Source organism: Dyadobacter sp. CY345 (assembly GCF_021502725.1).
Classification (GTDB): Bacteria; Bacteroidota; Bacteroidia; order Cytophagales; family Spirosomataceae; genus Dyadobacter.
In genome coordinates, this window is the sequence record NZ_JAKFFS010000008.1 from 166863 (window position 1) to 190565 (window position 23703).

Sequence of the window (23703 nt, forward strand, 5' to 3'; positions counted from 1 at the left end):
AGTTAAAGTTATCAGGAGTTAGTTAATCTCGTCCCGAAGTTTTGAAAATATCGAAAAATTTCGTGTTCTTCTTTAAGTGTTTTCTCTATTAACTCAGAGATTTTATAATGTTTTAGCCTCTTTGCCAGTGAGTTCAACTTCTCATAAACTTCGATTTGATAAGAGGCTATTTCACATAATGCTTTGACAATAACAGAATCAGCCGCTGAGGCAGCCGTTTTTGTATTTTCTGTGATAATCTCAATATCACGAATTAAATCACTCAGAGTGGTATCAATTTTTCCTTTTGTTTTCTGAGCAAGAATTTCAAAAATATGCTCAATGTGCTGGACCTGTCCCGCAGTAACAAGCATATAGTCTAAAACCGATTTTCTTAGTTCCTGCGAGTTGACCAATAATGCCCACTTAGAGAAAGTCTTCAACTGAATATTTTCTGCCCAATAAACGTGTTGAATGTTGCTTAGAAAAAAATGAAAGGTTTCCGGGTTATTAGCAATTTCATAATGCTGGTCAAATTCAGACCGAGGAGAATCTGTTTTCATCGTTGGGTTAGTTAACAAATGTTTGTATAAGTGCTGGTTATAAACAAACTGGCAAAATTTTAAAACGCGAATGGATAAAACACATCTTAAAATTTTAAACTGTTTGTTCGGTAAAAGCGCATATATAAACCGCGTGCCAACCAAAGCATTTTCACGAATTGACAACTCATGAGAGTGAATTAAACCTATCAGGAGTAATCTGACATTTTTGAGATGTAGATATGCCGGAATCAATATTAATGGATGAATTTATTTTCTTGCCAAACCATCTCATTTATAGACAATTGCTATTATCGAATCTTGCAAATTTTAGGAAATGTTATTCTGAAAAGATTGACCGCTTTTCCTACAATTAGGGAACGAACTTCGCAAGATTTTGTTTAAAACCTGTTATGTAAAGCTTCAATACGCGAGCTTAGAATTGACTTATGGTGCGGAAGTTATTCTGTCAGGATACAAAACCATCATCTTGCCCGTCTTTCAAAACAATGTATATTCTGGCCCAACTTTCCTCGCTAAGCCTTCTCCACTTGTGCCCGGTGCCGGCAACATCTTGTGCAATTAAAACATCACCTGGTTCGATAGTGAAAGTACTCCCATCGGTCACGGTAAATTCTAGTTTGCCACGAAGTGTGATGACATACTGAGGTCTTGGAGCGGGATGCCAATCGAATTCTGTCCTTTCCGGCGCATCCTCATGAAAGAAAAAATAAGCAGCTTCGAGTTGCAACAAATCTTGCACTGTTCCTTTTTCAAAAGCAGAATCGCCTTCAACTGTATTAAATAATCGGTAAGCATTCATTGGATATGTTCTTCTAATAAATTGAAATGTTGAATTGAAAGATACAAACTTGAAAATTACATTTCAATCAGGTTATGTTTTACAGCAAAAACAACCAGACTTACAGAGTTCGAGACACCGGTTTTAAGCAACAGGTTTTTCCTGTGGCCTTCTACGGTGCGATAACTGATGAAAAGCTCTTCTGCGATTTGGCCGGTATTAAATCCTTTGCAAATTAGCTTTAATACCTCCATTTCGCGTTCAGTCAGGACAATGTTTTCGGATTCAATGACGGTACTTTTCTTAGCATTTCGTCGCTCGTTTATTTGTAGCGCTTCCCGGAGAACGGCTGCGATTTCATCGTCCATGTAATGGCCCTTTAAATAAACCTGGTCGATGGCATCAATCAATTTTTTCTGATCGATATCTTTTGGCAAATAGCCATGAACGCCAATTTTCATCATTTGCCGGATATAGTCGTGCGAATAATTCATAGACAAAATGATGATCTTCATTGCCGGAAATTCGCTGCGCAGAATTACGCTGGCCTCCTGTCCGCTCATACCTTTCATGTTTAGATCCAGCAGAACAATATCGGGTTGGTTAAGCGCGACTTGTTCAAGAAGCTCTTCTCCTGATGCAGCTTCAAAGATGACTTCATAATGATTGAATTTTTTTAAGATCTGGATAAGACCCTGACGGAATAATTTATGATCATCGACGACGGCTAATTTTAGAGTACTCATGATAATCTTTGCTTTAATTTAGGAGTTAACCGGAAATTCGAGTGATAATTTGGTTCCGGAATGAGCAGAAGATATTATTTCAAGATTTCCATTCAAAAGACCAGCCCGGGCTTTAATACCGCTTAGTCCCATGGATTGAGTTTTCCCGGAAGCGGTTTTTTGATAATCGAAACCGTCTCCGTTATCGGAAACAGATAAGATCATGTGACCATTATTCTGGCGAATTTCCACTTCAATAACGCTGGGATTTGCATGTTTCAAAGCATTGCCTATTGCCTCCTGAACGATTCGGTACAAACCCAATTCTGTTTCTTCGTCGATTTTTGCGGTGAAATCAATCTGGCAGCTCGTACGGATACCGCCCGACTGCACCCGTGTGAGCAGCATTTGAATTGCTTGTGAAAACCCAAAATTTTCCAGGATTAAAGGAGACAGATTCTGTGCAATTTGCCGAATATCCTGGACAATATTCCCAATAATTCCACTGGCGTCACTAGCCAGCTGAACCATTTCTGTCGGTGCCGTTTCGTATTGTATCTGATTGATATACAATTTTGCCGCAGATAATGACACGCCGATTTCATCATGAAGGTCACGCGAAATTCTGTCGCGCTCACTTTCCTGGGACCTCACGATCAAGCTGGTCAGGTCTTTCTGATATGCAATTTCCTGATCATGCATCTTTTGCAGCTGAGCATGTAATTTTCTCTGATAGAGCAATATAAAAAGGACTATTGCCAGGGATAGAAAAAGAACGAAGGCAAGTCCGCCGTATAGCAGCTGTGTAAATTCTAGTTCTCCTGGCGTCTCCATAAAACAAATGAATAAATCAAATATAAAACACAATTTAGAAAGGCGTGAATCAGCCAGATCTGGTAGTTAAGCTTCTGTGAATATTGCAAAATGAAGTTTATAAAAAGGAAGATGAAAAAGTTTCCTGCAAAAAATATAAGCAATCCGGTAGACACACAAAACATGGGGATTGACCACAAGTTCTTCGTTGGCTGCTCTATGTATATTTTATAATAATATGACAAAATAAGTACGATCAGACACACGCTTTCAACAAGTCTGCCACTGTTATCGATAAGGTTTATCCTGCTTGAAATCTGTAATGTTTTATAAGTAAGATAGGCGGCGAAAATTAAGATCAGCCAGATCCTGGTTTTCAACAATAAATTGTTTTTCAATTCAATGCTGTATATCCAGATAAAAAAGCCGAACTCAACCGTCACATAAACTGGCCAGAGAAATAAATTGGAGATTTTATACAACCATAATATCCGGGAAATAGATTCAACAATGAGCGCAAAAAAGATCAGGTAGGTGAGGATTTTCAGCGTTTGATCAAGTTCTTTAAATCGAACGGCTCCAACAATAGCAGCGAGCAAAACGGGTAAAAAAGCAAAAAAAATGATAAGTTGTTCGCTCGAATAAGGCATGACGGGTTATAGAAAAAATTCGTCGCAAAGTTGGACTGTTTTCTCTGAAAATCATAAGTCAGGTTGTTAAAAAACCTACTTTATTACAGCGAAAACAATTCTTGGGCCTGTATTGCTTAGCAGGTTCGCGGGCAGGGAGCAGTCAGATCGTAGTAAGATTCGTCGTCGGCTCCAAGACCGATATCATTATCCGATTTTTGACCCTGAAGAACAACACCAAATGTAGAAGTTACCACTTTTGTCGTCAGATAGTTTACGCCATAGTATTCATGAAGTACGAAGACCACATTGATATTAGGGGCTTTATTAAATGTAAAAAGCGTCTGTATAAACTCCTTTAACGAATAATTATATCCTCTTGTAAAACCGTAAGGCGTTATGAAATTGTTATTGGTAACTGCGCCTTTTCCTGCCGTGATCAACCAATTGTTTTTCCATTGTCTGATCAGCTCAGACGGAACTTTTCCATCTTCCTCTCCAAGTCCAGCGGATAAATCTGTATAGTTTTTCTTAAATGGTATGTAGTATGGCGTAAGTATTTGTCCGGTAGTATCTGTACCGAATAGAATAATCTCAAAATCATTTTTCTCAACATTCAGACCAAACCGTATTTTGATCGTGCTTACGCCGGTTGTAGATAATAATGAACTCATGCTTTTGCTGTCAAACAACACGCTAACGATTAATTCATCATCTTCTTTAAAAAAATCGAACGGATTCGTATTAAATTCCAGTTGTTGCCAGGCGTAAGACCAGGTTTCGAAAGTTTGTTGCGAGATCAGGTGAGTCGTTAATGGGTTATAGTTCATGATAGTAAAGGATTGATAGGATTTCTTTACTGGAAGTTAATAATGGAAAAGTAAAAAAACGCTGTTAGAATCACCGGAGAGTCGCGCGAAGTGAAACGGTTAGTATAATTCACAGGGCAATGTAGAGCAAATTCTATACTTCACAAAAAATGTGTAATTGTTTTTGGTTATGATCGGCTTACCCCCCGTAAAACACTTGGTTTATAAAACACGTGTTTTACGGCTTTCAGGCCAGTTTTTTAAGGATGTACTTTGTAATGAAAAAAGAAAAGCTCAACGTTTTTATAAACCTTAACTATTTGAAGTATGAAATTTCAATTATCGGGCATACGCTCAAACACGACTTAACGGAAATAATCAGATGTCGAAACTGCATGTATTTGAAAGGTCTTTCGACGGGATGCCGGGTTCGACATTCATTCACGGGAAGCTTATGACGAGCCAGCTTATGACCTCCCTAATCAGCCAGTCACTAGGTAGATTATTTACCGTACCGGAGCATGATTGGACTGCTATCAATAAACGGGTGGGCGAGGCCGCTGCCGGAGCCGAAGTTGCTCAGTATCTTTCAGAATATATTCCGGAATTCCCGGTTCTTATAACTGTGAGCAAACTTTGGCAAGACCAAACTTTCGAAAGCTTGATCGACTTGTCGGCCGCAGTCAGTTTATATGCCGGAAACGCAGTTTATGGCTTTCAAGAGTTATTGATGGCCATAAGTCAACTTGACAAATCTTCGGATAAAGTTCCTGATAGCGTCAGGCATCTGACTTGTTTGCAGTTTGATAATCTGACTCAGTCAACGTCTGCATTGAGCAAAATCGTTTCTTCTGTCGGTGTAAATATTTTGGATTTTTTATATGTTAATCAGGAGGTTGATATCAGGATTGCTCGGTATACCAGCCGATTAGGGATATACTGGGAACCTCTGGGGGAAACTATTTTGAAAGTAGATTCAGCTGTTACGAAGTCGACGGCGGATTGGTTTTCTTTGGCAGATACGATGCAGCGAATCCTGGATGTAAAGCCTGAAATTACGATGTGTTTTCTACAAAACTTAGATATAAATACGGCAATTACCTGCTGGAAAAAGCTGCAAATAGAGGCAGATTCATTTAATACTTTTTCGGAGAATCAGGTTCATTATTGGTACTGATCTCCATTCAGATAATTATTTAACCCAGCCAAACCAAGAACTATGCCTTCCTCACACCTTAAAAAAGTCCGGTCTTGCAACTAACGCGGGGTTAGTTGTTCGGCTACGGGGTATTAGACTTACCATCTCACCGCATTGCGGAGGGATGGTTTTATGTTTTAAAAAGTAAAGGTACTGTGTCTGAAAATTATTTGTTCTCAAAAACAGTACGATCAAACGCACCGTTTTTGGGAACAATGTTTTGTTAAACTTCAACCGCACTTAATTCCTGTACAATCTGAGAAAACAGCTGATAGGATTTGATACGCGCACCATGGTCAAAAATGTGCGACGTTGCCATAATTTCATCAACCTGCGTTTTTTGCAAGAATGTCTTAATTCTTTGTTTCAATTTTTCAGGACCTCCAATGAAAGAGTAAGCAAGCATTTGTCCAACCGCATGTTCTTCCTGAATTCCCCATATCTCGTCCATGTTTTCAACCGGCGGCTGCAACAATTTTCGCTTCCCGCTCACGACGCCAAGGAAAAACTGCAACACGGAAGTAGACAAGAAATCAGCTTCGGCGTCTGTATCTGCGGCCACAACATTTACACATGCCATCACATAAGGCTTATCCAGATATTGAGATGGACGGAAATTTTTCCTGTAAAGCTCAATGGCTTCAAGAAAATAGGCCGGTGCAAAATGGCTGGCAAAGGCGTAAGGCAGGCCCATCGCGGCAGCTACTCGTGCGCTGTCTGTGCTTGAACCGAGAATCCAGATCGGGATGTCAAGTCCCTCACCAGGAATTGCCCGGATCTTACTCATATGATTATCTGCTGAAAAGAAATTTTGGAGTGCCTGAATATCACTCGGGAAATTATGAACTGCATTGAAATTTTCGCCTCTGATCGCTCTTGCAGTTACCTGATCGGTGCCCGGAGCCCGTCCCAAACCGAGGTCAATCCGGTTTGGGTATAAAGAAGCGAGTGTTCCGAATTGTTCAGCAACCACAAGTGGCGAATGGTTTGGCAGCATAATACCACCGGAGCCAACCCGGATTGTTGAAGTGCCTCCGGCAATGTAGCCAATCAAAACAGAGGTTGCAGAGCTGGCAACGCTGATCATGTTGTGATGTTCTGCCAGCCAGTAGCGGGTATAACCAAGTTTTTCAGCTTCCCGGGCAAGTTCAAGACTCGTTTTAAAAGTATCTGCGGGCGTTTTTCCCTCAATGACTGTGGCCAGATCAAGTACGGAATAGGCAACAGGTTTAGAATCTTTTATATTCATATCAAATATTTGTCAATGAACATCCTGTTCGGATGTTTGAATTTTAAAATAATAGATACATATCACCGAAATTTTAATTAATCGGATTCATGCAACAAGTACTATTAACAACAAAAAGTTAAGGATAGTTGAATAATCGTTCAAAAATTATTGACCAAATTTTATTCGGTACACTTTCGACTATTCTTGGGTTTGAATTTACCCGAAAACAGCCTGTTGTTAAAGCTTTTTAACTTTGCTGTATTTTCGGCGTGCATGTCAAAAAGTACCAACTGCATGCCAATTTTTGTAGTTTTGGATATCCAAGCTGGTAGAGGGAACCAATCGGCCTGTTTCAGGTTTTTATTTTTATCCGAACTATTTTACGCTACGTATGGACATCGCGAAATTTTCAAAGTAACTTTGCGCCATAATAACATACCATGATTTATTTCTTTTCCAACGACCACAATACCGTTTTTGCTTTACAGATAGAGCGAACTCTCACCGAGCCGGATATTTCTAAATTGAGCTGGCTATTTGGCGGTGCAAAACTTCTGACTGAAACTGTCCTGACTGATTTTTATGTAGGTCCGCGTGCTGCGATGATCACGCCGTGGAGTACCAATGCCGTAGAAATTACGCAGAATATGGATATTCAGGGTATCGTCAGGATTGAAGAGTTTACCCCGGTATCTGCTGATTTTAACAGTTTTGACCCGATGTTGTCGCAGAAATATGCTGAACTGAATCAGGATATTTATCTGATCAGTCTTCAGCCTGAATCCATTATTGAGATCAGTGATGTTGCCGCGTATAACCAGCAGGAGGGACTGTCGCTTAGTGAGGAAGAAGTTGATTATCTTAATAAGTTATCGGATAAACTGGGCCGTAAACTGACAGATTCTGAGGTATTCGGTTTTTCTCAGGTAAACTCAGAACATTGCCGTCACAAAATATTTAATGGTACATTCGTCATCGATGGCGAAGAACAGCCAACTTCTTTATTCAAACTGATCCGCAGAACTTCGGAGACAAACCCAAACGGAATCGTATCCGCTTATAAAGATAATGTTGCGTTTGTAAAAGGGCCGCGTGTGCAACAATTTGCTCCGAAACGTGCGGATGTACCTGATTACTACGAAATAAAAGACTTCGATTCGGTTATTTCATTGAAAGCCGAAACGCATAATTTCCCTACCACAGTTGAACCTTTTAACGGTGCAGCAACAGGTTCCGGAGGAGAAATCAGAGACAGGCTTGCCGGCGGACAGGGCTCCCTTCCATTGGCGGGAACGGCTGTGTATATGACATCGTTCTCTCGTCTGGAAGAAAATCGTCCATGGGAGCAAGGTGTTCAGGAAAGAAAATGGTTATACCAGACACCGATGGATATTCTGATCAAAGCTTCCAACGGAGCTTCTGATTTTGGAAATAAATTTGGTCAGCCGCTTATAACTGGTTCATTGCTCACGTTCGAGCACGAAGAAGATGCAAGGTTACTCGGTTTCGATAAAGTGATCATGCAGGCCGGTGGTATCGGGTATGGAAAGTCGGATCAGGCAAAAAAAGAAAAACCGGAAGTTGAAGATAAGATCGTCGTTTTAGGCGGCGAAAATTATAGAATCGGAATGGGCGGTGCTGCGGTTTCATCAGCAGATACCGGTGCTTTCGGTTCAGGGATTACATTAAATGCAATTCAGCGTTCAAATCCTGAAATGCAGAAAAGAGTTGCCAATGCCGTTCGCGGAATGGTGGAAAGCGACAATAATACAATTGTCTCAATCCATGATCACGGCGCAGGGGGGCATTTAAACTGTCTTTCTGAACTTGTTGAAGAAACGGGAGGGAAAATCGATCTAGATAAATTACCGGTAGGAGATCCAACGCTTTCAGCCAAGGAAATTATTGGAAATGAGTCGCAGGAACGTATGGGTCTTGTGATCAGCAAAGAAAATATTGATACACTGCAAAGAATTGCTGACCGCGAAAGGGCTCCTATGTATACCGTGGGAGAAGTAACTTCTGATCACCGTTTTACCTTTGAATCCGCAACAACGGGAGCGAAACCGATGGATCTCGAAATGGATGATATGTTTGGAAGTTCTCCAAAAGTTGTCATGCACGATAAGACTGTCGAAAGAAAATATGCACCGGTAGTTTACGAAACGTCCAGGCTTGCAGAGTATCTCGAACAGGTACTTCAACTGGAAGCTGTTGCGAGTAAAGACTGGCTGACCAACAAAGTTGACCGTTGCGTGGGCGGCCGTGTTGCGAAACAGCAATGCGCAGGTCCATTACAGTTACCGCTGAACAATGTAGGTGTCATGGCACTTGATTTTCAGGGAAAAGATGGAATCGCGACTTCAATTGGTCATGCGCCACTTTCAGCGCTGATTGATCCTGCGGCAGGAAGCAGAAATGCAATCGCTGAATCATTATCAAATATTGTTTGGGCACCGCTTCAGGATGGTCTGGCTAGCGTTTCGCTATCGGCAAACTGGATGTGGGCTTGTAAAAATGCTGGTGAAGACGCTCGTTTATACCGCGCTGTGGAAGCTTGCTCTGCCTTTGCAATCAGCTTAGGGATTAATATCCCAACCGGTAAAGATTCGCTTTCGATGAAACAGAAGTATAAGGATGCGGAAGTAATCGCACCTGGTACTGTGATCATTTCTGCAGCCGGGCATTGCGATGATATCAGAGCGGTTGTGGAACCAGTTCTTCAAAAGGATGGCGGTTCAATTTATTATATTAATCTGTCGGGCGATACCTACAAACTTGGAGGTTCGTCTTTTGCGCAAATTCTTGGCAAAATAGGAACTGAAACACCGGATGTTCTGGATGCTGATGGATTTAAAAATACTTTTAACACACTTCAAGAACTGATTAAAGCGGGTAAAATTCAAGCTGGTCATGATGTAGGAAGTGGTGGTTTAATCACTACGCTTCTGGAACTTTGTTTCGCAGATCGTGATCTTGGAGCTGATATTGATCTTTCTTCTCTTGGCGAACAGGATATTATAGAAAAACTTTTCGCTGAAAATATAAGCATTGTTTTCCAGGCTGATGAATCAGCTGAGGCAGTTTTAGAAGCGAATGGTGTTGTTTGCCATAAAATTGGTACCGTTACTTCTTCTTCAAAAGTATCGGTTAAGGATGCGTCTGGTAACTGGGATTTTGATATCGATCACCTTCGTGATGTCTGGTTTAAAACTTCATATCTTCTGGATAAAAAACAGAGCGGAGATGTGAAGGCGACAGAGCGTTTTGACAATTATAAAAACCATGTTCTTCAATATAATTTTCCTGCTCAGTTTGACGGGAAAAAGCCGGTTATTGACGAATCAAAACCGAGGCTGAAAGCAGCGGTTCTTCGTGAAAAGGGAAGTAATTCAGAAAGAGAACTTGCCAATGCAATGTACCTTGCAGGTTTTGATGTGAAAGATGTTCACATGACGGATTTGATCTCAGGCCGCGAAACGCTTGAAGATATCCAGTTCATCGGAGCCGTTGGAGGATTTTCGAATTCTGATGTTTTGGGTTCTGCGAAAGGCTGGGCTGGTGCATTTTTGTATAATGAGAGAGCAAAACTTTCGCTTGAAAACTTTTTCAAGCGAGAAGATACTTTATCGGTTGGTATCTGTAACGGATGCCAGTTGTTTATTGAACTTGGTCTGATCAATCCGGACCACGAGGAAAAACCGAAAATGCTGCATAACGAAAGTAAAAAACACGAAAGTGGATTTACTTCGCTGACAATTCAGGAAAATAAATCGGTGATGCTTTCTACGTTGGCAGGAAGTACATTAGGTGTATGGATTTCACATGGAGAAGGTAAGTTCCAGCTGCCTTATGCTGAGGACAAATATGAGATCGTTTCAAAATATGCTTACGAAACTTATCCTGCCAATCCAAATGGGTCTGACTTTAACACGGCGATGATGTGTGACAATTCGGGAAGACATTTGGTGATGATGCCACATATTGAGCGCTCACTGTTCCAGTGGCACTGGGCGAATTATCCGGCGGGAAGAAACGACGAAGTTTCTCCATGGATCGAAGCTTTTGTGAACGCAAGAAAGTGGATTGAAGGTTCGGGGAAATAATCGAGTATCGATTAATAAAGCAAAGAAGGCTGTCGAAAGACAGCCTTCTTTGCTTTTAACGAAGTTATATACCTGTTAGATTTTTGAAAAACTTACGTGCGATCTGTGCGTATTCCAATGGATTTGCAACCGCAGGATCCTGCTCAGCTTCCAAAACAATCCAGCCTCGATAATCACTTTCTTTTATCACATCAAACAAAGATGGAAAATCAATACAGCCTTCGGAATCACCCGGAACTGTGAAGACGCCCTGTTTCACTGCTGTCAAAAAACTTAGTTTTTCATCATGAACACGCTGCAAAACATTTGGCCTGATATCTTTTAAATGGATATGAGCTGTTCTTCCGATGTATTTTTTCAAAGCTTCGACCGGATCCTCGCCAGCAAAATAAAAGTGACCGCAGTCGTAGTTGAGGTAGACATTTTCAGGATCCGTTTCAGCCATCAGCCGATCTGTTTCTGCAATGCTTTGAACGCAGGTTCCCATGTGGTGGTGAAACGCAAGTTTCATTCCTCTCGAACGGGCAATTTTGCCCAATTCATTTAAACCATTAGTGAAAGATATCCATTCCGCATCGGTATTAAGCATTCCTTTTCCTTCAAAAACAGGTACTGTCATTTCTCCCTGACAGCTGTTTCCAACTTCTCCGCCACCAATGACTTTCGCTCCCATAGTTTCCAGAAAATCCAGCAGTGCTGTGAAGTTTTTGATATTTTCTTCCAAAGATTTTGTAGTCAGTTCGTAGCTGTTCCACTGATTGCAGATTTGTAGCCCGCGCAGATTTAGTGCTTTTTTTAGTACTTCTGTATCGCGTGGGAATTTATTTCCAACTTCGCAGCCGGTAAATCCTGCCAGAGCCATCTCGCTGATACATTGTTCAAACGTATTTTCGCCTCCAAGTTCGGGCATATCGTCGTTCGTCCAGTTGATAGGAGCGACTCCTAATTTTATATTTTTAAAATTCATTTTAGTCAGATTATGGAAGTTAATTCATTCAAGCTGATTTGTGAAAATTCGTGTATTCGTGGCAGAAAACATACTTTGAAAATCCTGTTACAGAAAAATTCGCTGCGTTTTTTTGTTCTCGACATAAGTATCGTAAGCTTTCTGAACAGACGCAGATTCTGAAACTTCCGCGATCGGAACTTCCCACCAGGCATTGTAGCCCTTGACGGTGCGGTACAATGAAGTCTCAATATAAATCACCGTAGTCCTGGTATTGATTTTGGATTGTTCCAATGCTGCTTCAATAGAAGTTCTGTCCGTTGCTTTAATCACGATAGCACCCAGACTTTCCGCATTTTTCGCCAGATCAACAGGAAGAAAATCACCAGATAATAGTCCGGAATTTTCATCACGATAGTTATACATCGTACCAAAACGCTCGCTTCCGATACTTTCTGAAAGGCCACCGATACTCGCATATCCATTATTATTCAAAAGTAAAATCGTGAATTTCACACCTTCCTGAATGGAGGTCACGATTTCATGATTATTCATCAGATAACCACCATCTCCACAAATCACATAAACCTCCCGCGTTGGGTCCGCCATTTTTGCGCCTAAACCAGCTGCGATTTCATAACCCATGCAGGAGAAACCGTATTCCAGATGGAAGTTTTTAGGATCTGTGGCGCGCCATAATTTATGCAGATCGCCCGGCGCACTTCCGGATGCGTTGATCATCACGTCACGGCGATCCATAAAGTTGTTTAACGTACCAATGACAATTGCCTGATCGATAGGAGGGACGGAGCTGTTTCCTTCCATATAAATCTGGGTAACTTCTTCGTCCCAGGCTTGGTTATAATCAGAGATTTTCTTGCGGTAATCGGCATCAACTTCGAAGTCTCCAAGCAAATCTGAAAGTTCTTCCAGAATCACTTTTGCATCACCGATAACCGGTAATGCAGCGTGTTTGAAAGCATCAAATTCGCTGATATTAATATTGATAAATTTAACGTCCGGGTTTTTAAATATTGATTTCGAAGCAGTTGTGAAATCGCTGTAACGTGTCCCGATACCGATCACGACATCCGCTTCATTGGAAATTTCAATTGCATATTTGGTCCCGGTTGCACCAAGCCCTCCGATACTGTAAGGCTCATCAAATTTAACTGCACCTTTTCCTGCAAAAGTTTCACCAACAGGAATACCGGTTTTTGTGGCAAAATCATGCAGAATTCCGTCTGCACCACTGTAAATTGCCCCACCTCCGGCAACAACTACCGGTTTTTTAGAAGCACGAATCCATTCCGCTGCTTTTTGCAAAGTTGGAAGATCCGGTCGCGGACGACCTACGTGCCATACTCTTTTCCTGAACAGATCTTCCGGAAAATCATACGCATGTGTCTGCACATCCTGAGGCATGGAAAGGGTTACGGCGCCCATTTCTGCCTGCGAAGTCAGCACGCGCATAACCTCGGGCAAAGAATAAATCAGCTGCTCCGGACGGTTAATTCTGTCCCAATATTTGGATACCGGTTTGAAACAATCATTCACAGAAATATCCTGTGTGGACGCACTTTCCAATTGCTGCAAAACCGGATTTGGCTCGCGGGTTGAAAAAATATCACCCGGTAATAACAAAACTGGCAAACGATTAATCGTCGCCAAAGCGGCGCCTGTGATCATGTTTGTAGCTCCGGGGCCAATGGAAGTGGTACAAACAAAAGCGCCAAGGCGGTTTTTGATCTTGGCATAAGCCACGGCGGTATGCACCATGGATTGTTCATTCCGGCACTGATAATATCGGAAGTCCGGATTTTGTTGTAGGGCCTGTCCTAATCCGGCCACGTTACCATGACCGAATATTCCGAAACATCCACCGAAATATGGTTCTTCAATACCATCGCGTTCGATGTATTGATTTTTTAGAAATGTTATAGTAGCCTGGGCTACGGTTAATCTTCTGGTCATGGTTTAAGGGAATATTTTTGATGATTTTTAAGAAGTGTCGGGTTTGGGGAAATTTTGTTTTTTTATTGTTTGAATAAACAAAAATTACGGTGCGCTGCACCTTTTGATGATTGAGACGGAGACGCTTTTCTACAAGTATTGTGGTGCTCTGCACCGTTAGTAATTAGGTGCAGAGCACCACAATATTTGTAGAATGCACGATCTTTCGTTCGATCTATGAGGTGCAGCGCACCGTAATAAATTCTATCAATAATTCTCTATGTCAATCTTTAAATCAAACTAATATAAAAACTCATCCGCCTTTCTAGCACACCCAAACAATTCAAATTTCTGTAACATAAAACGCTTATATTCTTCCATGAAAATCTTTCCCGGCGTTGTCGGTGCAAACTCATGGGGATGATCACGGAAAAATTCACGGTTCACCATTGTCCATAATAAGCGGGTATCGGTCGCAATGTTGATTTTACAAATTCCCAGTGGAATTGCCTTCAAAATCTCTTCTTCCTGGACACCTTTTGCATCCGTTTTAAGATTTCCTCCGGCTGCATTGATCCGCGCAACAACCTCTGAACTTACATTGGAACCACCATGTAATACCAATGGAAATCCGGGCAAACGTTGTTGAATTTCTTCCAGAATGTGAAACTGCAAACCTTGTCCGCCGGAAAATTTATAGGCACCATGACTGGTTCCAACGGCAATCGCCAGACTGTCACAACCGGTCGCATTGACAAAATCCACCACCTGCTGCGGATTGGTATACGACGAATGTTCAGCATCGATCGTCAAATCATCTTCGACACCAGCCAAAACGCCCAGCTCAGCTTCAACACTCATTCCATTGGCGTGTGCTCTTTCAACAACAGCCCGTGTTCTGGCTACATTTTTATCAAAATCGTCATGTGACGCGTCAATCATTACCGAACTGTATCCACCACTTCCGATGGCATCCCAGATATGTTCTTCAACCCCATGATCAACATGAACTGCAAAAACCGTTTGCGGATATAATCTTGCGGCTGACTGGATCATGGAAAGCAACATATCCGCTTTGGCATAATCTCTTGCAAAGGGAGTCGTCTGCACGATGAACGGCGCATCAGCTTCCTGTGCTGCGGCAAATAATCCATGTATTTCCTCCATGAAAAATACGTTTACCGCAGGAATTGCGTAGCGGCCATAGCATTGATCAAAAAGTTGTTTGGTCGTTAAAAGCATAATAATCTATTAATCAATTGCACAGATTTATCTGGTTCTATATCTTACCAGAAAACAGTATACAATGCACCAAGAATACCAAAAATCAGGATTGAAGTGATCATAAAGCCTGTGCTTACTTTGAACATCGAGCGGTCAATTTCAAGTCCTTTTGGGTTGTTTTTGCTTTTTGGATCTAGTAGTGTTAACACAATAATTACAGCCACGAGAATTAAAAATATAATTCCCATACGGTTCAAAAAAGGAATTTCTTCATACCAGAATTTGAAAGCTGTTGAAAGTGGTATGGTTAAAAGTGCTGCAACCAGAGCCGCATTTCCAGTTGTTCTTTTCCAGAAAAAACCAAGGAAGAAAATCGCGAAAACACCGGGTGTGATAAAACTTGAATACTCCTGAATGAACTGATAGGCTTGCTCTAAAACTCGGAGTTGAGGAGCAATCAATGCAGCAATACCCATAGAGGTCCAGATGGCATAACGGCCTACACGGATCAGATGTTTTTCCGATGCGTCCGGTTTAATATATTCTCGGTAAATATCGAGCGTAAAAATCGTAGAAATACTATTCGCTTTTCCAGCCAGAGAAGCGACAATTGCAGCCGTTAATGCTGCAAAAGCCATTCCTTTCAAACCCGATGGAAGAAGGTCAAGCAACACAGGATACGCATGATCCGGTTTTACTACACCGTTTACATCCAGCATTTCGGTCTGAAACATGCCGTTTTGGAAAAGTACATAAGCTGCAATTCCAGGAATTACAACAATAATTGGAATGATCAGTTTCAGACCCGCAGCAAATAAAAGCCCCTTTCTGGCTGTTGGAAGACTTGCGCCCAAAGTTCGCTGGATGATGTATTGATTACACCCAAAATAATTCAGGTTATTGATCCACATCGCCCCGATGATCACTGACAAACCTGGCAGATCTTTGTAATAAGGGTTATCTTTTTTCAGGATCATGTGAAAATGCGGCTCGGCCTGTGCTTTCAGCGTACCAAATGCACTGAAAATATTAGGGTTTCCAAACTGTTTCGCCACAAGATCCATAGCAAGGTAAGTAGTTACCAATCCTCCTGCAATGAGCACAACGACCTGAACTACATCCGTATAACCAATCACTTTCATTCCGCCAACGGTAATGATGATGGCAAAAACCGCCAGTGCTGCAATTGCCCAGGTAAAGTCAATACCGGCTGTAACTTCCAGCGCAAGTGCGCCGAGATACAGAATTGAAGTCAGATTGACAAACACATATAAAAGAAGCCAGAACACCGCCATGGTGGTTGCCACTACCGGATTATACCGCTGCCGTAAAAACTGCGGCATGGTATAGATCTTATTTTTCAGATAAATGGGCACAAAAAATACCGCGACGACAACCAGTGTTGCTGCTGCCATCCATTCGTAAGATGCTATGGCCAAACCAATTGCGAATCCGGAACCAGACATACCGATAAAATGCTCGGCTGAAATATTTGACGCGATTAGAGATGCTCCGATTGCCCAGAACGTCAGCGAACCTTCTGCCAAAAAGTAATCAGTAGAACTGGTTTCCTTGCTGGATTTCTTTTTGTAGATCCAGAAACCGTAGGAGGAAACAGCAATGAAATAAATGAAAAATACGACGTAATCAAGTAGTTGCAGGCCTTGTTTCATGAGGTTGGTTTAGGGTATATTTTTCTTATACCAATGTGTGACTGATAACTTCTTCCAACTTCACCGGTCTTCCTTCCTGCAAGGATTTCATCGCTGCGATACCAATCGCCGTGGCCATTAACCCATCATGCGCGTCAACAGGGGAAGGCGTGTCATTGAGCACACAATTAACGAATGATTTCAGACAAACACGATAGGCCGTTTCATATCTTTCAAGGAAAAAATGCAGTGGCAGTGAGATATGGCCGCCGTCACTATCGAAATGTACCAGATTATCAGCAGTATTATTCTCCGCTTTGGCCATTCCTTTTGATCCGAAAATTTCCAGTCGTTGGTCATATCCGTAAACTGCTTTTCTGCTGTTATCAATCACGCCAAGTGCCCCGTTTTCAAAAGTCAGCACAATAACTGCCGTATCAATATCGCCAAATTCTTTGATTTCCGGGTTGATCAAGGCATCGCCTTTTACAAAAACTTCCGTTACTTCGGAGCCGACAATGTAACGCGCCATGTCAAAGTCGTGGATGGACATATCCAGGAAAATGCCGCCTGATGTTTTTAAATATTCAATAGGCGGCGGTCCTGGATCGCGACTGGTAATACGAAGAATTTGCGGATCTCCGATTTTATCATCTGCTACGATATTTCGCACGTTCGTAAAATTAGCATCAAAACGACGGTTGAACCCGAGCATCAATTTTACACCATTTTTACTAACCGCTTTTTGTGCAGCATAAATCGCGTCCAAAGTTACGTCCAGTGGTTTTTCACAGAATATGTGTTTTTTCTGGTTTGCAGCAGCAACGGTGTACGGAACGTGAAAAGGAGTAGGGGAGCAAATAATAACGGCTTCCACATCCGGATGATTAATGACATCGTAAGCATCCGTCGTCACTTCCTCCAAACCCAAATTTTTAGCAAAAGCATGCGACTCCGGCGAAAGATCCGACGCGATAATTACTTCCGCACCAGGAATGTGATGCAGCAGATTGCTGAGGTGTATCTGCCCGATACGCCCCAATCCAATCACTCCAATTTTTAGTTTCTTTGACATATTTTTGGGTTTTAGCGGCTAGCCATTAGCCGAAAGCTTTTTGCCAAACCGAGCTCAGTTAGTTTTTTAATTTAATCGTTATGGTGTCAATCTCAATTTTTCAGGACAAGCCGACTGCCGATCGCCGACAGCCGAAAGCCAAATCAGAATTTCCTGTTCCACTCTTTCAACCACCGCTCTATCACCACTTTTGTTTGGGTGAAAAACTCAACCGCATGATTTCCCTGTCCATGCAAATCGCCGTAGAAACTGTCTTTCCAGCCAGAGAATGGGAATTGAGCGACAGGGGCAGCTACACCGATATTGATACCAATATTTCCTGCTTCCGCCTCGTGACGGAATTTTCTGGCGTTCAGTCCGCTGCTTGTGAAAATGCACGCCATGTTTCCATAGCGACCAGAATTGATAAATCGAATCGCTTCTTCAATCGTATTGATATGGACAAGACTTAGTACCGGACCGAAAATTTCAGTGGCAGCCAATTCGCCGTCCAATGGAATGTCTTCAATTATGGTTGGTTCGATAAAATTACCGTTTTCAAAACCTGGTACTTTTGCATTACGGCCATCAACCAATAATCTACCGCCCTCGCTTAGTCCTTTGTCGATTAAGTGATGGACTCGGTTTTTACTTTCGGCAGTAATTACCGGACCCATTTGAACGTCACTTTCAAGTCCGAAACCAGTCTTACGATTTTTCGCAGACTCAACAAGACTTTCTGTGATATCCTTATGTTCACCAACGGTAATAATCGTTGAAGCGGCAAGGCAACGCTGACCGGCGCATCCGTAAACGCTGTCGATCACGATCTGGGTGGTCATGTCAATATCCGCATCCGGTAATACGATGACCGGATTTTTTGCTCCACCTTGTGCCTGGACACGTTTTCCATGCGCTGCGCCTTTGGAATAAACGTATTTGGCAACATTGGAAGAACCAACAAAACTGATTCCTTTGATAACCGGATGTTCCAAAAGTGCATCCACGACTTCACGACCACCCTGAACAAGATTTAGGACTCCTTTCGGCAGATCCAGTCTTTCCATTAAAGCGACAATTTTAGTCATCGTCAACGGTACTTTTTCCGATGGTTTGATGATATAGCTGTTTCCGCAAGCCAGTGCATAAGGCAAAAACCAGAACGTAATCATCCCCGGAAAGTTGAATGGCGCGATACAGGCACAAGGGCCAAGCGGCTGCCGGATCATGTATTCATCAATTCCTTTGGCAATATCTTCGGAAAATTCGCCCTGCATCAAAGCCGGCATTCCGCAGGCATTTTCAACATTTTCAATCGCCCGAACCATTTCCGCTTTGGCTTCCAGAAAAGTTTTTCCGGATTCAAGCGTAATCGTTTTAGCGATATCGTCTAGGTTATCTTCCAGCAAGGTTTTTAATTTGAAAAGGTACTGCACGCGTTTCGAAACCGGCGTGCTTCTCCATTCCTGAAATCCTTCGTGGGCAGCCTGCGCCGCATCCGCCACATCCTGCGCATTCCCGGTCGGAACCTGCATCAATATTTCCTGCGAAGCCGGATTCACAACATTGGTAAATTCACTGGAATGACTATCCACCCAGCAGCCATTAATATAATTCTGTAATTTCTCCATTATGATATTTTAATTAAAATCTGGTTATGTTTGGTAGGTTACACAGAGGTTCACTGAGTTAAAAAGAGGGACACGGAGTTTTTTCTTTTAACTCTGTGCTTAACAAAATAAAACCTCTATGGCTCTCCTTTTACCTCTGTGGTTCTCTGTGTAACCTAAAAACCGCCTCGGCTTTCTACGAACTCAGTTACCTCAGCATATGTTGGCATGAAGTTGGCGCAGCCTTCTCTTGTTACGATGATCGCGCCGCAGGCGTTTCCCATTCTTACACTTTTATATAAATCCCATCCATTCAGAATTCCGTAAGAAAAACCGGCGCAGAATGCGTCTCCGGCACCTAATACGTTTAAAACTTCCACCGGAAAACCAGGCACTTTTACTTCTTCTTTTCCAGGTTGGAAAATTGAAGCGCCTTCCTTTCCGCGTTTCACAACCAGGGTTTCAACGCCGGATTTAAGAATTTCTTCGATAGCGGTATTGATGTTGCCACGGATTTCAGGCGCTGAAATCTGCTGGTGTTTGATCAAAAGCTGTTCTTTGTCTGTCAGATAAGTTGCCAGAATTTCTTCCTCTGTGCCAACTACCATGGTAAAACTGCTCAAAGCTGCCCGAAGTGTCACCCCAAAAGCGCGGGGATCGTCCCATTGATCGGCACGGAAATCGATATCTAAAAGTGTTTTCAGCTTATGCTTTTTTGCTACCTCCAAGGCGTAAAACATGGAAGTGCGGCTTGGATCTTTGCTGAATGCAGTTCCAGAAAATGCGACGGCTTTGAATTCTTCGAATGGAATTGCGTTCACATGGTCGATGGTCAGATTGATATCGGCGCAGTTTTCCCGGTAATAAACCAAGGGGAATTTGTCCGGTGGTTCAATGCCTAAGATTACTGCTGAACTTCTTGTTCCTTCAATCGTTGGTATGTATTCAGTTGCAATTCCCTCTTCATCTAAAAAATGTTTGATGAAATTTCCTACCTGATCATTTCCGATTCCGGTCAGGATTGCAGTGTTCAGGCCAAGTCGTTGTGCGCCGGTTGCGATGTTCAGCGGACAGCCGCCTACAAACGCGTTGAAGGCACTTATTTTTTCAAACGGACTTCCAATATTTGCAGAATACAGGTCAATGGAAGAGCGCCCGATGGTTAAAAGATCGTGTTTAGGCATGGAAGAAAATGTTAGCCAGGTTGCTTGATACCAGATTTAATTCGTCTTTCCGACGAAATTATTTTGCATTGTTCATTTCCAAAGTGACAATCGGAAGCCTTGGATCCTGACCTTTCCAGGAATTATAAATCCAGTCATGATCTGGGTCGGAAGTATTGGCCAGCGACTGATCGCTGCCCGCCAGAAAATTCAGATAGTAAACATTGTAGCCATGCGCCGCCGCTACCGGATGATATCCCTTAGGCACTAAAACCGCTTCATTGTGATGCACACGCACAATTTCATCCAGCGAACGGTCGTCTGTATAAACCTGCTGAATGGCATATCCCTGCGGTTTGTCGATTTTGTAGAAATAAATTTCTTCCAGATTTGCCTCGATCAACGTCCCGTCCGCAGCTACTTTTCGTTCGTCATGTTTGTGGGCAGGAAAAGACGACCAGTTTCCCGACGGCGTATATACCTCCACGCAGACAATTTTATGGCAATCAAATCCTGGTTGTAATAAGCTGTTGATCTGGCGGTTGGCATTGTCGCCGCCTCGGTATTCAATGGCTGCTTCTTCCGGACGTTTCATGTAAGGCGGATGATCTTCATCGGTTGCAACCCAGCAAATCGCAATATCCGTTTTGTCGGTTTGAGCAGTTAACGTGAATTCAGTATTTCTTGATAAATACATCGCGTGACCGATTCCGCTGAAAACGTCTTTTCGTCCGTTGCCTGTTTCCAATGTCCCCTCCGCCGTCTCAACTTTAAAATTACCACCCAATAACGCGATGCAATATTCGTAATCTCCCGTGTTCAGTGTATATTGTTCGTTCAGGTCAAGAACCTTGGCTTCGAAGTTTAAATAAGTCCAGCCGGCTTGTTCGCTTGTCAGCGAATGATACGTTTTTTGATCCGTTTTTGGTTTTACCAGTAGGTCGCTCATTGTTGCTTTTCTGTTACATTTGCACAATGATAGCGTGGTATAAATTAAATACAAAGTGTAAATATGTTAATAATGTATGCAAACGTTTGAAAAAATTTTAAATATTTAATTGTAATTATCCTACTCATGAATTCCTCTCGTCCGGTTACTATCAAAGACATTGCCCGCCGCTTCCGTTGTTCTCCGTCGACAGTATCCAGGGCGCTCAATGATCATCCGGCCATCAATGAAGACACCAGAAAGAATATCCAGGAATACGCAAAAGAGGTAGGTTATCAGCGTAACGAAGTGTCTTTGAGCTTGTTGAATAAGAAAACGGCGACGCTGGGTGTGGTGGTACCAACGATAGGGAATTACTACGAAACCGCTGTAATAGAGGGACTTCACACCATTTTGCAGCCCTTGGGATATACTTTGAATATTTGTGTGACAAACGAAAATTATCTGCTGGAAAAAGAATATTTGTCAAAACTGCTGTCCAACCGTACTGAAGGGATTTTCCTTTCCGTTTCTCAGGAAACCTATGACGCAGGGTATTACGAACATCTGGAAAGTGTAATTCAAAGAAAAACCCCTTTGATTTTTATCGACCGGGAATATGAAGATTTTGAAACCAGCCGGGCGACGGTAGACGATTACCATGGGGCATTTGCCGCTGTTGAACATTTGTTAACCATCGGTTATAAAAACATTGCGCATCTGAAAGGACCCAACGGACTGACAGTTTCTGAACAGCGGTTCAAAGGGTATCGGGATTGTTTAAAAAAATATGATATTCCGATACGTGAAGAATTGATCATCAATACCAACTTCAAGGTTGAAAGCGCGATTGTGCCCACAAAAAGATTGCTGGATCTGGATTCTCCGCCGGACGCGATATTTGGTGTCAACGACCAGGTAGCGATAGGAGCGATGCGGGTTATTTTGGATCGCGGTCTAAAAATCCCGGGTGATGTTGGTATCGTTGGTTTTGACAATTCTCCAATTTCCGCTTACACCTATCCATCACTTACCACCGTTCACCGCCCCGGCAGAAAGATCGGTATGGAAGCTTCCCGTTTGTTTTTAAATCAGTTGAATGGTTCAGGGGACTTTGTGCATGAGAATATTGTGTTGCCTACGGAGTTGATTATTCGGGAGTCTTCGCTGAGGATTTCGTAATAGTGTTATTTATCAATGGTATACAAGCAAATGGCTTTTTACAATTCCTTGGGATGTAGGCAACTCAGCTAGACGTCATCCTCAACTACCAATTATTATAGTATTATCGAATACAACCTTTTTTAACGCTTGTTTTGCAACAAAACAATCAATACATTTATAAAAACGCACACTTTAAGATATGAATCTATTTACTATTAGAATGCGTCGTGCTGCATTAAGACAGTTGTTAAGAGATAGATCAGAATGGATGTCTCAAAAAGAAATAGATAAGATACTTGATCAGATAAATCTATTAACGACACTTATCGAAATAATGGAAAAGGAAGAAAATAAGTAACCATATTGCTTTGATATTAAAATTTGAACATGGAAACGCGAGAAGAATTTAAAGCACATTTACAAGCACTGATTGCTGATACAGATCTTATGATCCAGGATGCGAAATCGTATCTTATCAGCCAGGGTGAGGTTGTTGATCTTACTGATTGGGTTACGATCAAGGAATATTGCAAACGTTTTGATATTAGAAACACTGAAACTGTTACGAACTGGATTAGTAGAGGAATTATTCCTGCTGAAAATGTACGAACGATTGAAGAGTTCAATAACACGCGGTTGGTAAAAGCCGTCCCATATCTTTTAAAAGAGCCAAAATAGGCTCGAAATGACTATATCAAAGAAGTAAATCCAAATTCTCTTAAAATTGAACCCACAACTAACCCACAACTACAAAATCAGCCACGACACCTTCATCCACAGCTTCTCCCCAACCCAAAATTTCGGTGTAGCTTTTGAGGATGATATGACGACCGGCGTGTTTTATGCAATTAATAAATCAGAACAGCCGGAAGTTTTGGATGGACTGCATATTTATAATGTTGCTGATATCACAGAAAAAACATTGCCTACGGAGCTGCAAATCGGTTGGAGTGAGGATGGCTGGATTGCTTTTCTGATCATCAATAAACATTATCACGCTATTTTTGATTTCGGTCTCAGAGCCGGATATTGCAGAAATGGTATTCCGGAAAACACCGGAGACTGGGCTTTGGTCAATGAAAGGCAATTGACGGAAGAAGTCATGGCAAAATATCTGGTGGTGGACGAGAAACGCTCCTGAAAATTGTCTGCATTTTTCAGGTTTTATTTTAGTT

Annotated in this window: 21 protein-coding genes; 6 read left to right on the top strand and 15 right to left on the bottom strand. The window is 42.1% G+C overall.

Translation table 11 applies throughout. The features are described 5' to 3' along the window. Positions 1-11: 11 nt before the first annotated feature. The 6 genes from L0657_RS27470 to L0657_RS27495 all read right to left on the bottom strand — a co-directional run bounded on the left by L0657_RS27470 (position 12) and on the right by L0657_RS27495 (position 4320). The gene (locus tag L0657_RS27470; RefSeq protein ID WP_235154072.1) at positions 12-542 is read right to left on the bottom strand and encodes a DUF892 family protein; all 531 of its coding nucleotides are present in this window, start codon (positions 540-542) and stop codon (positions 12-14) included. Between the two features lie 448 nt (positions 543-990). Next, positions 991-1344 carry a cupin domain-containing protein gene (locus L0657_RS27475; RefSeq protein WP_235154073.1) on the bottom strand — a complete coding sequence of 118 codons (354 nt, stop codon included), beginning with the start codon at positions 1342-1344 and terminating at the stop codon, positions 991-993. Positions 1345-1400: 56 nt separating this feature from the next. Beyond that, on the bottom strand, positions 1401-2069 hold the full coding sequence (locus tag L0657_RS27480; protein ID WP_235154074.1) for a response regulator transcription factor: 669 nt from the start codon (positions 2067-2069) through the stop codon (positions 1401-1403). Between the two features lie 18 nt (positions 2070-2087). Then, positions 2088-2882, bottom strand: a complete 795-nt coding sequence (locus L0657_RS27485) for a sensor histidine kinase (protein ID WP_235154075.1) — start codon at positions 2880-2882, stop codon at positions 2088-2090. Further along, a complete protein-coding gene (locus L0657_RS27490; RefSeq protein WP_235154076.1) occupies positions 2861-3511 on the bottom strand; it encodes a hypothetical protein in 651 nt (216 codons plus the stop codon). Before L0657_RS27490 ends, L0657_RS27485 begins: the two co-directional genes overlap by 22 nt. 116 nt (positions 3512-3627) lie before the next feature. After that, positions 3628-4320: a hypothetical protein gene (locus L0657_RS27495; protein ID WP_235154077.1), complete on the bottom strand. Its 693-nt coding sequence runs from the start codon at positions 4318-4320 to the stop codon at positions 3628-3630. A 361-nt stretch (positions 4321-4681) separates the two neighbouring features. Here L0657_RS27495 and L0657_RS27500 point away from each other — a divergent pair, with 361 nt between their 5' ends. Then, positions 4682-5476: a hypothetical protein gene (locus tag L0657_RS27500; protein WP_235154078.1), complete on the top strand. Its 795-nt coding sequence runs from the start codon at positions 4682-4684 to the stop codon at positions 5474-5476. A 244-nt stretch (positions 5477-5720) separates the two neighbouring features. On the opposite strand, the gene L0657_RS27505 is transcribed toward L0657_RS27500, so the two are convergent. Then, complete coding sequence (locus L0657_RS27505; RefSeq protein ID WP_235154079.1) at positions 5721-6746, bottom strand: LLM class flavin-dependent oxidoreductase; 1026 nt, start codon at positions 6744-6746, stop codon at positions 5721-5723. Between the two features lie 422 nt (positions 6747-7168). On the opposite strand from L0657_RS27505, the gene purL reads away from it, so the two are divergent. After that, positions 7169-10834, top strand: a complete 3666-nt coding sequence (gene purL / locus L0657_RS27510; RefSeq protein ID WP_235154080.1) for a phosphoribosylformylglycinamidine synthase — start codon at positions 7169-7171, stop codon at positions 10832-10834. Between the two features lie 64 nt (positions 10835-10898). On the opposite strand, the gene iolE is transcribed toward purL, so the two are convergent. The 8 genes from iolE to iolB form a co-directional block, all read right to left on the bottom strand. Then, a complete protein-coding gene (gene iolE / locus L0657_RS27515; protein ID WP_235154081.1) occupies positions 10899-11801 on the bottom strand; it encodes a myo-inosose-2 dehydratase in 903 nt (300 codons plus the stop codon). An 87-nt stretch (positions 11802-11888) separates the two neighbouring features. Then, positions 11889-13754 carry a 3D-(3,5/4)-trihydroxycyclohexane-1,2-dione acylhydrolase (decyclizing) gene (gene iolD, locus L0657_RS27520; RefSeq protein WP_235154082.1) on the bottom strand — a complete coding sequence of 622 codons (1866 nt, stop codon included), beginning with the start codon at positions 13752-13754 and terminating at the stop codon, positions 11889-11891. Positions 13755-14033: 279 nt separating this feature from the next. Beyond that, entirely contained in the window at positions 14034-14975 is a 942-nt protein-coding gene (locus L0657_RS27525) for a class II fructose-bisphosphate aldolase (protein ID WP_235154083.1), read from the bottom strand. Positions 14976-15019: 44 nt separating this feature from the next. Further along, on the bottom strand, positions 15020-16630 hold the full coding sequence (locus L0657_RS27530) for a sodium/sugar symporter (protein ID WP_235154084.1): 1611 nt from the start codon (positions 16628-16630) through the stop codon (positions 15020-15022). Positions 16631-16655: 25 nt separating this feature from the next. Next, positions 16656-17684: an inositol 2-dehydrogenase gene (gene iolG / locus L0657_RS27535; RefSeq protein WP_235154085.1), complete on the bottom strand. Its 1029-nt coding sequence runs from the start codon at positions 17682-17684 to the stop codon at positions 16656-16658. Positions 17685-17827: 143 nt separating this feature from the next. Continuing rightward, entirely contained in the window at positions 17828-19294 is a 1467-nt protein-coding gene (locus L0657_RS27540) for a CoA-acylating methylmalonate-semialdehyde dehydrogenase (RefSeq protein WP_235154086.1), read from the bottom strand. A gap of 155 nt (positions 19295-19449) precedes the next feature. After that, positions 19450-20457, bottom strand: coding sequence for a 5-dehydro-2-deoxygluconokinase (gene iolC, locus L0657_RS27545; RefSeq protein WP_235154087.1), 1008 nt, complete (start codon positions 20455-20457; stop codon positions 19450-19452). Between the two features lie 58 nt (positions 20458-20515). Beyond that, positions 20516-21385, bottom strand: coding sequence for a 5-deoxy-glucuronate isomerase (gene iolB, locus L0657_RS27550; protein WP_235154088.1), 870 nt, complete (start codon positions 21383-21385; stop codon positions 20516-20518). A gap of 126 nt (positions 21386-21511) precedes the next feature. Between iolB and L0657_RS27555 the strand changes: the two genes are divergently transcribed. The 4 genes from L0657_RS27555 to L0657_RS27570 all read left to right on the top strand — a co-directional run bounded on the left by L0657_RS27555 (position 21512) and on the right by L0657_RS27570 (position 23669). Next, on the top strand, positions 21512-22546 hold the full coding sequence (locus tag L0657_RS27555) for a LacI family DNA-binding transcriptional regulator (RefSeq protein WP_235154089.1): 1035 nt from the start codon (positions 21512-21514) through the stop codon (positions 22544-22546). 181 nt (positions 22547-22727) lie between these two features. After that, entirely contained in the window at positions 22728-22886 is a 159-nt protein-coding gene (locus tag L0657_RS27560; RefSeq protein ID WP_235154090.1) for a hypothetical protein, read from the top strand. Positions 22887-22915: 29 nt separating this feature from the next. After that, positions 22916-23206, top strand: a complete 291-nt coding sequence (locus tag L0657_RS27565; protein ID WP_235154091.1) for a hypothetical protein — start codon at positions 22916-22918, stop codon at positions 23204-23206. 46 nt (positions 23207-23252) lie between these two features. Beyond that, the gene (locus L0657_RS27570; protein WP_235154092.1) at positions 23253-23669 is read left to right on the top strand and encodes a DUF2251 domain-containing protein; all 417 of its coding nucleotides are present in this window, start codon (positions 23253-23255) and stop codon (positions 23667-23669) included. The last annotated feature ends 34 nt before the right edge of the window (positions 23670-23703 follow it).

Excerpts from the sequence above, each read along its gene's own strand:
- L0657_RS27470 (WP_235154072.1), bottom strand. The coding sequence starts at position 542 with ATGAAAACAGATTCTCCTCGGTCTGAATTTGACCAGCATTATGAAATT.
- L0657_RS27540 (WP_235154086.1), bottom strand. The coding sequence starts at position 19,294 with ATGGAGAAATTACAGAATTATATTAATGGCTGCTGGGTGGATAGTCAT.
- iolB (WP_235154088.1), bottom strand. The coding sequence starts at position 21,385 with ATGAGCGACCTACTGGTAAAACCAAAAACGGATCAAAAAACGTATCAT.
- L0657_RS27505 (WP_235154079.1), bottom strand. The coding sequence starts at position 6,746 with ATGAATATAAAAGATTCTAAACCTGTTGCCTATTCCGTACTTGATCTG.
- L0657_RS27495 (WP_235154077.1), bottom strand. The coding sequence starts at position 4,320 with ATGAACTATAACCCATTAACGACTCACCTGATCTCGCAACAAACTTTC.
- iolE (WP_235154081.1), bottom strand. The coding sequence starts at position 11,801 with ATGAATTTTAAAAATATAAAATTAGGAGTCGCTCCTATCAACTGGACG.
- purL (WP_235154080.1), top strand. The coding sequence starts at position 7,169 with ATGATTTATTTCTTTTCCAACGACCACAATACCGTTTTTGCTTTACAG.
- L0657_RS27565 (WP_235154091.1), top strand. The coding sequence starts at position 22,916 with ATGGAAACGCGAGAAGAATTTAAAGCACATTTACAAGCACTGATTGCT.
- L0657_RS27525 (WP_235154083.1), bottom strand. The coding sequence starts at position 14,975 with ATGCTTTTAACGACCAAACAACTTTTTGATCAATGCTATGGCCGCTAC.
- L0657_RS27560 (WP_235154090.1), top strand. The coding sequence starts at position 22,728 with ATGAATCTATTTACTATTAGAATGCGTCGTGCTGCATTAAGACAGTTG.
- iolG (WP_235154085.1), bottom strand. The coding sequence starts at position 17,684 with ATGTCAAAGAAACTAAAAATTGGAGTGATTGGATTGGGGCGTATCGGG.
- L0657_RS27475 (WP_235154073.1), bottom strand. The coding sequence starts at position 1,344 with ATGAATGCTTACCGATTATTTAATACAGTTGAAGGCGATTCTGCTTTT.
- iolC (WP_235154087.1), bottom strand. The coding sequence starts at position 20,457 with ATGCCTAAACACGATCTTTTAACCATCGGGCGCTCTTCCATTGACCTG.
- L0657_RS27500 (WP_235154078.1), top strand. The coding sequence starts at position 4,682 with ATGTCGAAACTGCATGTATTTGAAAGGTCTTTCGACGGGATGCCGGGT.
- L0657_RS27480 (WP_235154074.1), bottom strand. The coding sequence starts at position 2,069 with ATGAGTACTCTAAAATTAGCCGTCGTCGATGATCATAAATTATTCCGT.
- L0657_RS27485 (WP_235154075.1), bottom strand. The coding sequence starts at position 2,882 with ATGGAGACGCCAGGAGAACTAGAATTTACACAGCTGCTATACGGCGGA.
- iolD (WP_235154082.1), bottom strand. The coding sequence starts at position 13,754 with ATGACCAGAAGATTAACCGTAGCCCAGGCTACTATAACATTTCTAAAA.
- L0657_RS27490 (WP_235154076.1), bottom strand. The coding sequence starts at position 3,511 with ATGCCTTATTCGAGCGAACAACTTATCATTTTTTTTGCTTTTTTACCC.
- L0657_RS27530 (WP_235154084.1), bottom strand. The coding sequence starts at position 16,630 with ATGAAACAAGGCCTGCAACTACTTGATTACGTCGTATTTTTCATTTAT.
- L0657_RS27555 (WP_235154089.1), top strand. The coding sequence starts at position 21,512 with ATGAATTCCTCTCGTCCGGTTACTATCAAAGACATTGCCCGCCGCTTC.